Annotated in this window: 11 protein-coding genes; 7 read left to right on the forward strand and 4 right to left on the reverse strand. The window is 50.9% G+C overall.

What is annotated here, in order from left to right; genetic code table 11:
• Nucleotides 1–2: 2 nt before the first annotated feature.
• The 3 genes from HXZ99_RS12335 to HXZ99_RS11620 are packed head-to-tail and all read right to left on the reverse strand — an operon-like array spanning nt 3 to nt 2,585.
• A complete protein-coding gene (locus tag HXZ99_RS12335; RefSeq protein WP_269434595.1) occupies nt 3–137 on the reverse strand; it encodes a hypothetical protein in 135 nt (44 codons plus the stop codon).
• Nucleotides 137–1,534: a serine hydrolase domain-containing protein gene (locus HXZ99_RS11615; RefSeq protein WP_194757459.1), complete on the reverse strand. Its 1,398-nt coding sequence runs from the start codon at nt 1,532–1,534 to the stop codon at nt 137–139. The genes HXZ99_RS12335 and HXZ99_RS11615 overlap by 1 nt, the downstream gene beginning before the upstream one ends.
• 25 nt (nt 1,535–1,559) lie before the next feature.
• The gene (locus tag HXZ99_RS11620) at nt 1,560–2,585 is read right to left on the reverse strand and encodes a M28 family peptidase (protein WP_194757460.1); all 1,026 of its coding nucleotides are present in this window, start codon (nt 2,583–2,585) and stop codon (nt 1,560–1,562) included.
• Between the two features lie 120 nt (nt 2,586–2,705).
• Here HXZ99_RS11620 and HXZ99_RS11625 point away from each other — a divergent pair, with 120 nt between their 5' ends.
• From HXZ99_RS11625 to HXZ99_RS11650, 6 genes are all read left to right on the forward strand, one after another.
• Nucleotides 2,706–3,446, forward strand: a complete 741-nt coding sequence (locus tag HXZ99_RS11625; protein ID WP_194757461.1) for a VC0807 family protein — start codon at nt 2,706–2,708, stop codon at nt 3,444–3,446.
• A gap of 5 nt (nt 3,447–3,451) precedes the next feature.
• The gene (locus tag HXZ99_RS11630) at nt 3,452–4,804 is read left to right on the forward strand and encodes a hypothetical protein (protein WP_194757462.1); all 1,353 of its coding nucleotides are present in this window, start codon (nt 3,452–3,454) and stop codon (nt 4,802–4,804) included.
• Nucleotides 4,805–4,828: 24 nt separating this feature from the next.
• On the forward strand, nt 4,829–6,142 hold the full coding sequence (locus tag HXZ99_RS11635) for an MFS transporter (RefSeq protein WP_194757463.1): 1,314 nt from the start codon (nt 4,829–4,831) through the stop codon (nt 6,140–6,142).
• A gap of 50 nt (nt 6,143–6,192) precedes the next feature.
• On the forward strand, nt 6,193–7,557 hold the full coding sequence (locus tag HXZ99_RS11640) for a GntP family permease (RefSeq protein ID WP_194757464.1): 1,365 nt from the start codon (nt 6,193–6,195) through the stop codon (nt 7,555–7,557).
• Nucleotides 7,558–7,705: 148 nt separating this feature from the next.
• On the forward strand, nt 7,706–10,897 hold the full coding sequence (locus tag HXZ99_RS11645; protein ID WP_194757465.1) for an amidohydrolase family protein: 3,192 nt from the start codon (nt 7,706–7,708) through the stop codon (nt 10,895–10,897).
• A 338-nt stretch (nt 10,898–11,235) separates the two neighbouring features.
• Nucleotides 11,236–13,095, forward strand: a complete 1,860-nt coding sequence (locus HXZ99_RS11650; RefSeq protein ID WP_269434596.1) for a S8 family serine peptidase — start codon at nt 11,236–11,238, stop codon at nt 13,093–13,095.
• Nucleotides 13,096–13,166: 71 nt separating this feature from the next.
• On the opposite strand, the gene HXZ99_RS11655 is transcribed toward HXZ99_RS11650, so the two are convergent.
• Nucleotides 13,167–14,099 (reverse strand): LysR family transcriptional regulator, encoded by a 933-nt coding sequence (locus HXZ99_RS11655; RefSeq protein ID WP_194757466.1) that lies wholly within the window; start codon nt 14,097–14,099, stop codon nt 13,167–13,169.
• 146 nt (nt 14,100–14,245) lie between these two features.
• On the opposite strand from HXZ99_RS11655, the gene aceK reads away from it, so the two are divergent.
• Nucleotides 14,246–16,027, forward strand: coding sequence for a bifunctional isocitrate dehydrogenase kinase/phosphatase (gene aceK / locus HXZ99_RS11660; RefSeq protein ID WP_228517982.1), 1,782 nt, complete (start codon nt 14,246–14,248; stop codon nt 16,025–16,027).

A 16,027-nucleotide genomic window follows, 5' to 3' on the forward strand; every position in this document is an offset into this window, starting at 1 on the left:
CGTTAGAAGGTGCTTAGGCCGGTGAATTCCATGAACCGATATAACATTCGGTGCCAATGGCTTTCATCGGCATAGGTAGTGTCATCGGTGCTGAACTGGCGGCCGAAGGCTTCTTTTGCTGGATCTAGTAACCCCATCACCGCCCCAACAAATCCCACAATAAATCCGGTGTAGGCTGGGGCAGTTGCTCGGAGAGCAACGAGGCGCGTCTTGGGGTGCGGGTAACGTACGAGGTGCGCACGCCGGTGGCGAACGCATAGGGTACATATTGCTCTTCTTGCATCATGGGTATCACTCGACGCCAAAACTCTGGCGACAGGCTATTCATGGCGCTGCTTTCCGCATTCATAAGAATCGCGATGCCGATATCAAAATCCGGGGAATAGGCAATTTCTGCTCGGAATCCCTGTACCCAACCGCCGTGGTACACAATATCGTGGTTCATAAATTCGTAGATGCGCCAGCCTAAACCATAGTGCGCGTTGTTTAAGTAGGGCTGCCAAGCGCGTCGACGCATATCTCGTGAGGTGTGAATACGCTTCTCCCGCACTTGCGCAAGAACTTCCGGCGGGATGATTTCACTGTTGTAGCCCATTTGTGCAATCAGCCACTGGGTTAAATCGTGGGCGCTGGCATTTACGCCGGCGGCCGACGAAAACCGATAATAGTGCGGTGCGACCGCGCGTGTTACCCAACCATTGCGGCCACGAATATGGGGTAGGGCTTTATCTTCGGTGTTCACATAGGCTTCATAGCCCATGGATGCGGTGGTCATCGCCAGTGGCGTAAATATATGCGTGGCCACCCAATCCGCGTAGCTTTGTCCGGTGGTTTCTTCCACCACATCCTCAATAAAGCTAAAGAGTACATTCTGGTAGCCGTAGCAACGTCCTGGGGTACACATGGGGTTGATGCGATTAAAGTGCGGAATAATTTGCTGGCGCTCTAAATTGGCTTCAATCAAGTTATCGTACGCATTAGGAATCACACCGGAGCTGTGGGCCAAGATATGTTCGATTTGCAGCTGTAATGAATACTCCGCGCTTTTGAAATCGAGATCGGGAACGTATGCTTTCACCGAATCGCTCAGGGTAAAGTAGCCTCGGTGTTCCAGCATCGAGGCCATATTGCCGGCAAAGGTTTTTGATACCGACGCAATGCGAAATACGGTATTGGGCGTGATGGGCTCGGGGTTGCCGCGCGCTCGCACGCCAAAGGTATGCATTTCAATAATGCGATCTTGATGAACGATCGCGTAAACGCCACCAGGCACGTTATCATTTGCCAACTGTTGCGTGAAAAAATCAGCATAGCCGGGCACCAAAGGAACTGGATCCGGCGGTGTTAGTGCTTGTAACGATTTTGGCAGTGGGTTTGGAAATAGGCTCGGCAATTTCGCAAACGCGGCATTGCTGGTGCTAAAAAACGCAGATCCCACAAGTGCGGCGAGCAAGAGTCCGGTCACAGGCCAGCGCGTACGCAAAAATCTGCGTTTACCATTGGCCTGTGGCATTGTTTGCGGTGCTCTACTCATGCTCGCTCACCATATAAGGTATGCACTAGTGAGTCTTAATCTTTTCTTGGAGTACCTGATCGATAAGCTTAATAAAGCTTAACGCCGCCTCTGAGGTGATTCGGAAAAACTCCACATCCACCTTATCCGAGGTATCCCGTGGCGTATGGTAATCGGGATGGTCAGCAACCCCGAAGTAGATAAAGGGTACGCCCACGCGATGGAAGGCACCGTGATCAGAGCTCATGGTCCAATCATCGGTATGGCCGGCGCGCCACCAGGGACGGTCGTGGGCCATGACAATGCGGGCTTCGTTTTCTTGTTGCACACGACGAACCAGCGGCACGAGCCACGGATGATGATAGGTACCCACGGCAAACAAGATTTGGTCGGTATCGCGGCTAAGCATATCCACGTTCACATTAAAGGCGATATCCTTTGGATTCAGATGCCCGGTATTGAATAACGCATGCGCGCCCAGCAGTCCGTGTTCTTCGCTATCAACGGCTGCGAAGAGTAGGGTGTGATTCGGCTGATTCTCGGTAAAGTAACGGGCGTATTCGAGTAAGGCAGCCGTGCCTGAAGCATTGTCGTCGGCACCGTAAAAAATCTCGCCGTCGCGCACGCCAAGGTGATCGTAATGGGCGGTGATCACGATGGTGCGAAGGCTTGGGTCGCGTCCGGGAATGATGCCAAGCACGTTGGCGGCATCTTCCACGCCTTCATGGGTAAACGGATGAATAAAGCCATCGGTGCCTGCGGGTAACAGGCCGAGTTCGGCAAATTGCGCTTCAATAAACTCGCGTGCGGCAATGCCACCTTCGGTTCCAGGGAAACGTCCGGCCCGCTCAGCGTCGGCAAGCCATATCAAATCCGCCATCATGCGGTCGATATCTAAACGTACGGGGGTGGTTTCAGCGCCCCGTGCTGGGGTAATGGCGGCGATACGTTCCGCTTCGCGCTCGGTCAGTACATTCATGTACATCGCTCGGCCGGGCCACCACAGAATAACGACAATGATAATTAAGGCCCAAAGTGGCCAAAAACGACGAATCCAAGATGGAATATTCATGTGCTTCACGATCCTGTAAAACCGAATTGAAGCCGTATCTTACATCAGCCTTTCCTTGCTGCAAAATCCCGCTAGATGCCGTACCATAGTTTTTTTAAGTTTGTGTGCAGCGGAGAGGTTATGAACACAAGGCCACAGGCGCAAAAACAACCCGGTCTTTTTGCGAATTTAATGTTTAATATCTTGCTGCCGGTTGTGATTTTAATGCAACTAAGCAGTGAAGAGCGATTGGGACCTGTGCTGGCGCTCATCATTGGTTTAGCGTTTCCAGTAGGTTACGGCATATGGGATTTATGGAACCGCAAAAAAATCAATGGCTTCTCTGTTCTGGGGATTATCAGTGTTTTATTAACCGGCGGCATTGGCCTGCTGCAACTCGACCCTAAATATATCGCCATCAAAGAGGCTGCGGTGCCGGCGATCTTTGGTTTGGTGGTATGGGGTAGCCGATATACTAAGTTTCCGATTGTGGAAAAGCTGCTGCTGAACCGGCAAATGCTCGATGTTGATGCGCTTTATCGTAAACTTGCCGAGCGTGGCAATCAGGCGCGTTTTAAAACCGTGATGAATATGGCAGGCAATGGCGTGACGGCGGCGTTTGCGCTCTCGGCGGTACTCAATTACGTGCTTGCCCGCGCCATTGTGGTGAGCCCGGCGGGCACCGAAGCCTTTAATAATGAAATTGGTCGCATGACGGCATTGAGTTTCCCGGTCATTGTTTTACCGACTATGCTTGTGATGTTTGGTGCAATTTTCTATCTTTTTCACCAAATTAACGCACTGACCGGTGATTCAATAGAAACTTACATGCACGATAAAAAGAATGCAGCGACGTCACCTTCTGATCACAAGGACACCTAATACACGTGGTTACGATTGATAGTAACGATTCTTTTAGTTTGCGAGTGGTACGCGAACTTGGCGACTATCCAGAGCATAAGCTGGATATTTGCTTGTTTGTGCCCGGTGAGCTGGGGCTAACCTCAGATATCGTTACAGAACGTGCTTTTTATCATCAGGTATTTCATGTCAGTCGCACCTACCACAGTCAGGTGCAGCTCGAGCCGCTGGTACGCAGCCGTTTAATTCAGCGCATTGCCCGCCAACAAGAACGGCAAAGCCCTGAATATCGTTTAAGTTTGAGCCTCTATGCCTACCAGTACGTGACCGCGATGGAGCAGGAGATAGCGAACTTATTACGTGAGCGCCCCGAAAATCTGCGCGAAGACTTGGCGGAATTGCTCGATCTCAGTGCCACCATTTTGCGACGATTACGCCGTACTGCGCCAAAAGACGAGGGCCTGCGCCGCTACTACACCAATATTGATAACTATTTAAGTTGGTTTTCGGAGCAGCAGTTCTTGCGCCTCGCTGCGGAAATGGACTTTAAGGACGACGAGCAAGATATGCGCGAATTGATGCTGCGCATTGCTCGGCGTGAAGCCAAGTATCGTGACGAATTACGCTATAACTCGGAGCGCGTCAATAAAGACAGCACGCGTATGTCGAACAAAATGCGCTTGCTACGGCGGCTTATCGAATACCCGGTTACTTTGCGTCGCATTGGCCAAGAGCTGGGCCAGGTAGAAGAGCGTTTAGTGAAAGCCGGTGTTGCCGCGGTACTGATGACCGCCGTGTCCTTGATGATCCTAAGCGCCCGGGATGTATTGTTTGATGTAACCGCAGTGTTTATTTTGTTGGTGGCGCTTTTGTATGCGGCCCGGGAAGTATTTCGTGACGAAGTGCGGCAAAAGTTATGGTTGTGGCTGCGGCGCGGACGCCCGAAATGGCGACACCAGTTTATCGATCCCAACACCGAGCAAGCGGTGGGTAAATCCCAAGAGTGGATCGATTACAAACGACTCTCCGATTTACCCGAGCCGATTCAAAAAGCACGAAAAGCCGGCGCGCCGCAACGTGGTGAAATTGTTCTGCATTACGGCAGTTGGTCGAAAATGCTTACCTCGCGTTTTCTTAGCGGTTATGCCACTACGCGCGAAACCATCGTGCTGGATTTAGAAGTGCTGGCGCCGTTGCTCGAGCAAACCACCTATCTGATTTATCGGCAGGAGGGCAACGATGTGGTGAAAGAAACCGTTGAGAAGCGCTCTGTGCTGAATATTGTGATCCGTGAGTGCTGGGGTGATCGCGAGGATATTCAGCGGTGGAAAGTAGTATTAAATCGAAATGGTATTGTCGAAACCGAGGCGGATAACTAGGGCTTAACGAAAAGGATTTGTTGCATGACAGAGCAGGTCAAACAGAAGCAAAGAGGGTTAGAAAAGAACGCACCTAAGCGCGAAATTTTTGGCTGGGCTATGTATGACATTGCCAATCAGGCCTACACCACTATTGTTATTTCTTTTGTTTATTCCGCTTTTTTCGTCGCTTATATCGTCCCGCAAGACAGTGCTTGGCGAGATGCCTACTGGTCTATTGCGATTATCGGCTCCACCTTGATGGCCATGGTGCTGTCACCGATTGTCGGGCAGTGGATCGACCAAGGGGTGTCGAAAAAGAAGCTACTTGCATGGTCGACGGCGATCTGCGCGAGCTTTACCTGTTTGCTGTATTGGGTAAGCCCTGGCGATATTTGGTGGGGAATTGCCATTATCCTCGTTACCAACACCGCGTGGATGCTCGGTGAAGCCATTATGTCGTCATTCTTACCTGAGCTCGCTACGCGAAAAAATATGGGCGTGGTGTCGGGTTTAGGCTGGGGCCTCGGTTATATCGGCGGCTTTGTCAGTATGGTGATGGTGTCGGTGCTGATTATTCGGGCCGATCCGGAAACGCAAACAGAAGCCTATATCAGCCAACATCAATGGGCCATGGTCGCGATTTCTATTTACTTCGTGTTGGTGGCCATTCCTACGTTCTTATTGGTGAAGAATCGCCAGCGTCGGGTGCAACCGGTGGATCGAAAAGCCTGGTATGTTAGCTTAAACTTTATTAAGCAGCGCAGCTCGCAGCCCATGTTATTTAAGTTCTTTTGGGCGTTTTTGTTCTACATGGCTGGGGTGCAAACGGTAATTAAGTTCATCGGTATTTATACCACCGGTGAGCTGGGAATGACCCAACAAGATCTCGTGGCCGTGTTCTTAATGACCCAATTTAGTGCCATGTTTGGGGCCATTACCTTTGGTATTCTTGAGCGCTTCGTGGGTGCCCGTAAAGTATTGTTTGCCGTTATCGGTATTTGGCTGATTGCTATTGCTGGGATGTATACCATTCATGATCTCGCAGCATGGAGTGGTTGGAGTACACGTAACATCTTCTTGGTGATTGCGCTGCTTGCTGGAACCGGGATTGGCTCGATTCAGGCCTCGAGCCGGTCGCTTGTGGGCTTACTCGCTTCGCCCGAGCGCGACGGTAGTGCCTTTGGCTTGTGGGGCGTATTTAATCGATTAGCGATGTTGTTGGCCGCCACCTTTGGTATCGCGTCCGATCTCTTTTCACGCCAAGATGCGTTATTACTGGTGCTCGGGTTCTTCGTGGTTGGAGCGATTTTGTTGGCGCGGGTGCGCGATTTGTCGAAAGCAAGCCGCGAACCGTAAGGGTTTTACAAAAATCCGTTGATAATATTAATAAAAATAGGAATGTCAGCATGTTAGGTCATATTGGTCTTATATTGGGGCTCGTGTTACTGATTACATTGGCACTGCGCGGCGTAAATATTCTACTGGCGGTGCTGTTTTCAGTATTGGTGATTGGCTTAACCAACGGCATGGCGTTCCAAGCTATTTTTCTGGAATATTTTCCGTTTGGAGCCTCAGGCGCCTTTACCTTTGCCGGCAACTTTTTATTGCTGTTTCTATGTGGTGCGCTATTTGGCCGCATCATGGCGGCAAGCCATGCAGCCCAAGGCGTTGCCATGGGCATTACGCGCCGGCTCGGTGCCAAACGCGCATTGCTCATAGCCATGTTGGTATGTGCATTGCTCACCTACGGCGGCGTGGTTGTATTTGTGGTGATCTTCACCATGTATCCTATCGGCGTGACCTTGATGAAAGAGGCCAATATTCCGCGGCGTTTGTATGCCGCCGCCATTGCGCTTGGCGCCGGTACGTTCACCATGACGGCCTTGCCGGGCACTCCCTCCATTCATAATGTCATCGCCGCGCGCTCACTGGGAACCGATCTCTTTGCCGGTGGCTGGCTGGGCTTAGTGGCCGGTGTGCTGATGGCGGTTCTGGGGATGTGGTATCTGGAGCGTCAATGGCGTCTTGCGACAGCGCAAGGTGAAGGCTATGAAGCCACGCCAAAAGATGAGCAAATGGCGGCGCTGGCGGCTTCTGATGGCCAGTCTTTGCCGACTTTACGCAAATCGGTACTGCCCATTTTGCTGGTGCTGGGCATGATTGCACTTCCCCGGGTGTTGCTCATGTCTGGCGTACAAGCCGATTGGATTCAGTTCGCTTTAACCCAACCTGTGCTGTGGGCGAGCTTTGCCCTGCTTAGTGGTACCGTGTTTTGTTATCTGTTGTTCCCGCCGGTTCGTAAGCACTTTGTGCGTACCGCCGGGCAGGGTGCAGACGATGCCTTGTTGCCCTTAATTAATACCGCTGCCGTGATTGGCTTTGGTGGTGTTGTTATTCAAACCGCAGGCTTTCATGGTTTTGCCGCCTGGTTATTGGAATTACCGCTACCGCCGTTGGTGTCGGTATTTTTATCAGCCAATCTGATTTCCGGTATTACAGCGTCGGCGTCCGGTGGCTTGCAGATCTTTATGTCGAGTTTGGCGCCGGCCTATCTTGACGCGGGAGTTGCACCTGAAATTCTCCATCGTATCGCCAACCTGGCCGCCGGCGGCTTAGATTCGTTGCCACACTCCGGGGCGGTGATTGCATTGTTTACCTTGATGGGTTTAACCCACAAGGAAGCTTATCGTGACATTTTTGTGGTTACCGTATTGGTGCCCTTACTCGCGGCATTGGTCGTGGTTGCGTTAGCGATGTTATTTTGGGCCTAACGGCCCCTCAATCTTGCCTTCGTTAGTGGCTTTGGGAAACACCACGCTGTCGTGCTTTATCGCAGTACGACACTTGTTTGCCGCTTCAACGTAGACATTCAGTAGTCTCTGGTTTACAACCGAGGAGATTGCAATAAAAGGAAAACCCATGCACACAATTACACACACATTAAAACAGTGGTTGCCCGCGGCAGGTTTGGCTGCAGCACTCTGTTTCTCGAACACCGTATCCGCGAGCAATTCGTGGTCGGTGAATGAACCCATGGGCGAGTTCAAAACCGTTCAGGTGAATACCGATGAAGGTACCTGGATGTCCGTGGATATAAGTCCAGACGGGCAGTACATTGTTTTTGATATGTTAGGCGACATCTATCGCATGCCTGCAAGCGGCGGCGATGCGCAGTTATTGCGAGGCGGAATTGCCTGGCACATGCAGCCTGCGTATAGCCCTGATGGCCAATACATCGCATTTACCTCGGATGAAGGTGGCGGTGACAATATTTGGGTGATGTCGGCTGATGGCGACGAAGCCTGGCAAGTAACCGACGAAAGCTTTCGCTTGCTGAACAGCCCTGCCTGGTCTCCCGATGGCAATTATTTGGTGGCACGTAAGCATTTCACTGCGCGACGTTCACTGGGAGCCGGTGAAGTATGGATGTATCACAAGCGCGGCGGTCAAGGGGTGATGCTTACCGCACGTCCGAATGATCAAAAAGATCTGGGCGAACCGGCATTCTCACCCGATGGTCGTTATGTATATTTCTCACAAGATGACACGCCGGGTAATACCTTCCATTACAACAAAGATTCCGTATCCGGTATTTATACGATCAAGCGTTACGATCTAGAAACCGGTGATATTGATAGCATCATCGGTGGCATGGGCGGTGCGATTCGTCCAACACCTTCACCAGACGGCAAGAAACTTGCGTTCGTGAGCCGTGATGATTTCCAGAGCAAGCTCTATGTTTACGATTTAGAAACCGGTGAGCGTACCGAAGTGTACGGTGACCTTTCTCGTGACATGCAAGAAACCTGGGCGATTCATGGGGTATATCCGCACATGAGCTGGACAGCGGACAGCCGTGACATCGTGTTTTACGCCAAGGGTAAAATTAACCGGGTGAACACCCAAACCAAGCAAGCTGCAGAAATCCCTTTCCAAGTAAACGTGGAGAAGGAAGTGCAGGAAGTGGTGCGTTTCCGTCAGCATATCGAAAACGACGAGTTTGATGTGCGTATGTTGCGAAGCGCGGTGGTTTCGCCGTCAGGGGATCGGGTGATTTACGAAGCCTTAGGTCATTTGTATAGCCGTTCTTTACCGAATGGTACTGCCGAGCGCTTAACGTCTCGCAGCGACCGTTTTGAACAGTTCCCAAGCTTTTCACGTAACGGCCAATACTTGGTATACACCACTTGGCATGATCAATCCCAAGGGCAGGTGGTTGTGCGCAACTTGCGCTCAGGCCAAGAGCGCGTGTTACCGACAGGACCGGGTAAGTTCGTTGAGCCGGTATTTTCGCCAGACGGTAATGCCGTGGTTTATCGCAAAATTAGCGGCGGTTATTTAAGCGATCCTAAGCATGGCCTAAACACGGGTTTGTATTACTTAGCGCTAGACAGCGATGAGCCTAAGCATATTTCTCGCAATGGCAGCGAACCGCAGTTTGGCTCTCGCAGCGACCGTGTGTATGTGAATGGCTTTGGCGCAAGCGGCCCTGAGCTTCGCAGTATCGATGTGGACACGGGTGAGTCGCGTACTTTGTACACCTCGCAACATGCCACTGAATTCCGCGTTTCACCAGATGGCCAGTATTTAGCCTTTGCTGAGCGTTTCCGGGTGTTTGTAACACCATTTGTGGAGCGTGGGCAGCCGATTGCGATTGGTCCTAACGATCGTCAGTTCCCCATTGAGCAATTATCTCAACGTGCTGGTGATAACCTGTCGTGGACCTCAGACAGCGCCAGCTTGTACTGGACCTTAGGTCCTGAGCTTTATTCAGCAAGCCTCAATGGCATGTTTGATATTAGCGGCAAGCCAGATTTCACTAAGGTTGCAGATGGCACTAACATTAGCTTCTCGCGCGCTCAGTACGTTCCGGAGCAAACCATTGCCTTTGTTGGCGGTACTGTGGTTTCCATGAACGGTGATGAAGTGATTGAGAACGCCATTGTGGTTGTGGAAGGCAACCGCATTACCGCCATTGGGCAAGAGCCACAGGTTCGTGTTCCTCGTGGTGCAGAAGTGATTGATTTCACCGGCAAGACTATGATTCCTGGGTTAATCGATACCCATGCCCATGGTGCCCAAGGTGAAAATCAAATTATTCCGCAACAGAACTGGTTGCTATATGCAGGTTTGACGTTTGGTGTTACGACAATTCATGATCCATCGAATAACACCCGTCAGATTTTCACGGCGAGCGAAATGCAAAAAGCGGGCAAAATTGTCGGTCCGCGGATCTTCTCTACCGGTACCATTCTTTATGGTGCTAATGGACCGGGCTTCACTGCCCACGTGGATAGCTTGGATGATGCCCGCTTCCATCTTGAGCGCATGAAGAAAGTAGGTGCGTTCTCGGTGAAGAGCTATAACCAGCCACGCCGTGATCAACGCCAGCAAATTATTCAAGCGGCGCGTGAGCTTGAAATGTTGGTGATGCCTGAAGGTGGTTCTCTGTTCCAGCACAACTTAAGCATGGTGGCCGATGGTCACTCAGTGATTGAGCACTCGATTCCAACGGAAGTGTTGTATGGCGATGTGCTTCAGTTTTGGAGCCAAACAGAAACCGCATATACACCAACACTGGGTGTTTCCTACGGTGGTATTTGGGGTGAGAACTATTGGTATGCACATACGGATGTATGGAATCATCCGCGTTTGAGCCAATATGTACCCGAACGTGTTCTTCGCCCGCGCTCGATGCGTCGCGAAATTGCCCCAGCGCATCATTACAATCACTTTAATATAGCTGCTGGCGCAAAAGACTTGCAGGATCAAGGTGTGATGGTTACTGCAGGTGCCCATGGCCAACGTGAAGGCTTGGCGCAACATTGGGAAATTTGGATGATGGAACAAGGCGGGATGACACCGTTACAAGCACTACGCACGGCAACTTATGATGCGGCGAAGAGCTTAGGAATGGAGCATGCGATTGGTTCTATCGAAGTGGGTAAGCTGGCTGATTTGGTCATCATCGATGGCAATCCGCTTGAAAACCTGCGCATCAGTGACCGAGTGACTTACACCATGGTGAATGGTCGCTTGTTCGATGCAGAAACGATGAATGAACTTGGTCGAAATGCTCGCGAGCGTCGTCCGTTCTACTTCGAACAGTAAAATTTCTGAGGGTTTACCCTCCTTTACAAAAGCCCTGAGCACTTGCTCGGGGCTTTTTTTATGGCTCAATGCAGGATTTCTAAACAGGGCGGAAAAGACGATCTAGGGGGTTGTTGCTCTTCGCCCTGAGGGATTTCCCCTAAGCGTTTTTTGGTGTCTTAACTAACAACTTTGCAACATATTACGAGGTACAACGGAGGTTTACTTTCCATTTTGGTTTCTGGACTCTGAGTATGCAAACTGCGCAAAAGTTGTTCGTTGTTTGCTCAGAGAAAACAAAAATAGAGTCGATACCTTTCCGGGTATCCCCCGATGAAACCAAGAAAAAATAAGTGATTATGAAAAATAAAAACAATAGATTAACTGTAACAACAGCCGCGGTTGTCGCCGCACTCGGTTTGGCCGTGCCATTTGCCCTTTATGCAGATAGCAGTGCAAACGCCGATACCAATCCTTTAATTCAAACCGATGTCGCTAAGCCAGCGCCTCCCGGTCAAGCCCGACAAGTACGCGAGTTGCCCGCACAGGCCCAACCCAACCGCACGCAACAAGCGGGGATGGTGACAGGCTTTATTGTGCAATTCTCGCCTGATCGGGATCCGGAGGTGGAAGCCAAGGTAAAAGGTAATCCAAGTGAGCGCGGTGCATTAATGCAACAACGGGCCGCTGAATTGTCGGCACGCGCCGGACAAAACATGCGCTTCCAGCGGGCAATGGGCTTGCCTCATCATTACGTATTTCAGTTAGATAAACAGCTGAATGGCAAAGAGGTTCGTGAAACCTTACAGAAGCTGCGTGGGCTTGATGGCGTTGCGAATGTGGAAGAGAACCGTATTCACACCATTACCGCCGCGCCGAATGATCCGGGCTACTCTGCTCAATGGCATTACTATGAGCCGGTGGGTGGCATGAACGCCGAAGGCGCCTGGAGTCAGGGCATTACCGGTCAGGGCGCTGTGGTTGCTGTGCTAGATACCGGTTATCGCCCTCATGTGGATTTAGCCGCAAACATTTTGCAAGGCTACGACATGATCAGCGATGTATTTATGGCAAACGATGGTGATGGTCGCGATACTGATGCCCGCGATCCAGGTGATTGGGTTTCTGCCGGGGCATGTGGTTTTAATAACCCGCCTCAGGACCAACCATCAAGTTGGCATGGTACCCACGTGGCCGGTACGGTCTCGGCGGTGACCAACAATGGAACCGGGGTTGCCGGTGTGGCTTATGACGCCAAAGTAGTGCCGGTACGCGTGCTTGGTCGTTGTGGCGGTACCACCGCGGATATCGCCGATGGCATCTTATGGGCTGCAGGATTAAGTGTTCCGGGCGCTCCAGCAAATGCGAATCCGGCCGATGTAATTAACTTGAGTTTGGGCGGCGGCGGTAGCTGTCAGTCGGTCACTCAATCTGCCATTAATAGCGCCCGTAACGCAGGCTCTGTAATTGTTGTGGCAGCAGGGAACAGCAACACGAATGCGGCCAACTTTACGCCAGCAAGCTGTAACAACGTGGTTACTGTTGCTGCCACAAATCGTGATGGCGGTCGTGCGTATTACTCGAACTACGGCTCTGTTGTTGATTTAGCGGCACCAGGCGGCGCCATGAGTTCAGCAGGGGATCCTGAGGGTGTCTTGTCTACCTATAACTCAGGTTCAACGACGCCTGCATCGGATAACTATTCCTATAGCCAAGGCACGTCGATGGCGGCCCCTCATGTGGCGGGTGTCGTTGCTCTGATCCGTCAGGCTAATCCTTCAGCAACCCCTGCAGAGATTGAGCAAATCATGCTCGACACTGTGCGTAGCTTCCCTGCAAATTGCAGTGGCTGTGGTGCCGGCATCATTGATGCGGAAGCGGCAGTGCAGTTGGCCATGGGCTCAGGGGGTGGTCAAAGTGGTGGTGGCGCAGTTGATAACTTATCGGCGGCCACAGGCGACTGGAATCGCTTCTTTATGGAAGTACCTGCTGGAATGACGCAACTTGAAGTACGTATCTCCGGTGGCACCGGTGATGCGGATCTTTATGTTCGGTTTGGCTCACAACCCACTTTAAATGATTGGGATTGTCGTCCTTACCAATGGGGGAATGATGAAATATGTACATTCCAGAACCCTGCGGCAGGTAACTGGTACTTCGGTGTTCACGCTTATGAGGCTTACAGTGGTGTGCGCTTAGAAGCGACCTACTCGAACTAAGAAACGTTGGTGTACGTATGGGCCAGCGGGAGCTGGCCCTTTTTTATGGTTGTGATTGGGCAAACTGGACGTTAATTGGCGGCGACGTCGGCAATTAACTGGCGAAACCATTTGTGGCCATCGTCGTGTTGTAACAACGGGCTCCAGATCATTTGCAAATCGATTTTTGGAATCGGGAATGGGGGCTCTCTTAGCACCAAATCTGGGCTAGATTCATAGAGTTTCCCAGCCCGAGTAGGCAAGGTTGCAATTAAACCTTCGCGCGCCAAGTGCATCGCCACGTGATAGTTTCGAGTGAACACTTTTATGCGCCGCTGATGCCCTAGTTTGGCCAAGGCTTCATCAACCCAGCCGAGCTTTTGTACCGCATCGGGTGTCATACCAATGCCTACCCCAAACCCTGTTTTACTTACCCAACAATGGCGGGCTTGCAAGTAGTTATCGAGGTTATAGTTCTGCAAAATCGGATGTTCATGATGAATCAAGCAACTAAAGTCATCGTCCCATAACTTCTTCTGATGAAAACTTTGGGGCAAATCGTCGAAGCGGTTAATGGCGATATCCACCTTCCCATTCTCAACATCATGAAAGCTTACATCGCTCGGCGTCATCAAATCGATGGTGATGTTGGGCGCTTGCTCGCGTAATGCTTTTAACAGCGGTGCCATTAATGTGGACGCGGCGTAATCTGACACCATGATACGAAACACGCGGTCACTGTTCGCGGCCTCAAAGGTACGAGAAGGTTGAATCACTTCTTCGACCGAATACAGAATTTCGCGCACTTGCGATTGCATGGCCAGCGCGCGTTCCGTGGGCATCATGCCTTCAGATGTGCGTACCAAGATGGGATCGTTCAGCAAGTTACGCAGGCGCTTAAGGCCGTTACTCATGGCCGGCTGGGTAATATTGAGCTGTTCCGCAGCGCGAGTCACGTTGCGTTCTCGAAGCAGCGCGTCAAGATAGATCAGCAGGTTGAGATCGACATGGCGAAAATGATTCATGGAGTGAATTGTCTCTGCGCTAAAGAATAAGTACCATGAATTATAAAGGGGGCGTGAGGTTCTGCAATGATTTCTCTTGTTTATCTGCGCCCGATTGCAGTATCAAGAACCTTAGACACCCGAAAATGACGATAACGGCGGTGACCATGATCCATGGAAAACAAATAGCACGGCTTATTTTACAAGGCTTTCACGCCCATTATCGTGGTTTTCAGGAAATCACCGAGGAAGCCCGACAGCGCTTTATCGAGAGAGATTGGGTAGCCATTCAATATGCTGCGCGGGCGCGCATCTCTTTTTATGATGAGCGCGTTAATGAATGTGTGGAAACCCTGCGTGAGCAGTTACAAACCGACATTCCCGATAGTGCTTTGTGGCAGCATGTCCGCGCTTTTTACGAAGAACTTCTGCAGTTTCACCCACAAGCAGAGCTCGCTGAAACTTTCTTTAATTCAGTGTTCTGTAAGCTGTTCCACCGGCGCTATTTTCATAATCAATTTATTTTCGTTGAATCGACATTAGCGCGCCGTATCCCACTGTCGGTGGAAACCGAATATCAAAGTTACTTTCCTGTCGCCGACGGCGTCAAATCGACGTTACGCAGCATCTTGCACGATATGGATCTCGGTGCGCCCTTTGCCGACCTTGAGAATGATCTTCACATATTAATGCGCGCCTTTGCCAAGCAAGCACAAGTGCGAGCATTGTCGGCGCATCAAATGCGGGTGGACGTGTTGCGCAGTCCTTTTTACCGCAATAAAGCGGCTTATATTGTAGGGCGCATTGTCACCGAGCAAGCCCAGTATCCGTTTATTGTGCCTGTACTTATCAACCGTCAGCGTTTGTTATTTCTTGATGCGTTAATTACCGATGTCGATCAGATGGTGATTATCTTCAGCTTCGCCCGTGCCTACTTTATGGTGAAAACGCGCGCACCGTCTGCGCTCGTTCGATTTTTGCAGGGGTTAATGCCACGAAAGACGCTGGCGGAGCTCTACTCGGCGATTGGTTTTCACAAACAAGGAAAAACCGAGTTCTATCGCGAGCTGCTCCAACACTTAGAGAAATCTAACGATAAATTAGCGGTAGCCCCCGGTATTCGCGGTTTAGTGATGATGGTATTTACGCTGCCGTCGTTCCCTTATGTGTTTAAAGTGATTCGTGATCAGTTTCCGGAAAGCAAACCTTTTGGTCGCGATACAGTGTTGGCCCGCTATCAATTGGTAAAACGCCATGACCGCGTGGGTCGCATGGCAGATACCATCGAGTATTCCGAGGTGGCGCTGCCACGCGAACGCTTTTCTGATGAATTGTTCGACGAGCTACAGACCTCCATTGCTGGTTCCATGAAGGTTGAAGATGGTTTGGTGATTCTGCGTCACTGCTATATTGAAAAACGCATGATCCCGCTAAATCTTTATCTTGAATACGCCGATGAAGCGGAGACCCGTCATCTTATAGACGACTACGGTTTGGCCTTAAAAGAAATGATTGCCGCCAATATTTTCCCCGGTGACATGTTGCTGAAGAACTTCGGTGTCACCCGCGGTAAGCGCGTGGTGTTCTATGACTATGATGAAGTGCAGTACCTGCATGAAGTGAATTTTAGGCGTCTCCCCAAGCCGAACACCTATGAAGATAGTTTAATGGCGGATAACGCGCATTCAGTGGCGCCCAACGATGTGTTTCCCGAGCAAGTGGCCACCTTTGTATTTCCCAACGCTAAACTGCGGGCGTTGTTCACTGAGCTGCACCCAGAATTGATCGACGCCGATTATTGGACGCAACAGCAACAGGCGGTGGCGAAAGGCGTCATTGCTGATGTATTTCCGTACCCGCAATCGATTCGGTTTCACCACGAAAAAAAGCCCGATACACAAAGTACCGGGCAAAAGTGCGAGGAAGTCGCGCTGAAAAACGAAATTTAA

The organism is Aliidiomarina indica (assembly GCF_015354615.1).
In the GTDB taxonomy this organism is placed as follows: domain Bacteria; phylum Pseudomonadota; class Gammaproteobacteria; order Enterobacterales; family Alteromonadaceae; genus Aliidiomarina; species Aliidiomarina indica.

Excerpts from the sequence above, each read along its gene's own strand:
- HXZ99_RS11625 (WP_194757461.1), top strand. The coding sequence starts at position 2,706 with ATGAACACAAGGCCACAGGCGCAAAAACAACCCGGTCTTTTTGCGAAT.
- HXZ99_RS11655 (WP_194757466.1), bottom strand. The coding sequence starts at position 14,099 with ATGAATCATTTTCGCCATGTCGATCTCAACCTGCTGATCTATCTTGAC.
- HXZ99_RS11640 (WP_194757464.1), top strand. The coding sequence starts at position 6,193 with ATGTTAGGTCATATTGGTCTTATATTGGGGCTCGTGTTACTGATTACA.
- HXZ99_RS11650 (WP_269434596.1), top strand. The coding sequence starts at position 11,236 with ATGAAAAATAAAAACAATAGATTAACTGTAACAACAGCCGCGGTTGTC.
- HXZ99_RS11620 (WP_194757460.1), bottom strand. The coding sequence starts at position 2,585 with ATGAATATTCCATCTTGGATTCGTCGTTTTTGGCCACTTTGGGCCTTA.
- HXZ99_RS12335 (WP_269434595.1), bottom strand. The coding sequence starts at position 137 with ATGGGGTTACTAGATCCAGCAAAAGAAGCCTTCGGCCGCCAGTTCAGC.
- HXZ99_RS11645 (WP_194757465.1), top strand. The coding sequence starts at position 7,706 with ATGCACACAATTACACACACATTAAAACAGTGGTTGCCCGCGGCAGGT.
- HXZ99_RS11615 (WP_194757459.1), bottom strand. The coding sequence starts at position 1,534 with ATGAGTAGAGCACCGCAAACAATGCCACAGGCCAATGGTAAACGCAGA.
- HXZ99_RS11635 (WP_194757463.1), top strand. The coding sequence starts at position 4,829 with ATGACAGAGCAGGTCAAACAGAAGCAAAGAGGGTTAGAAAAGAACGCA.
- aceK (WP_228517982.1), top strand. The coding sequence starts at position 14,246 with ATGATCCATGGAAAACAAATAGCACGGCTTATTTTACAAGGCTTTCAC.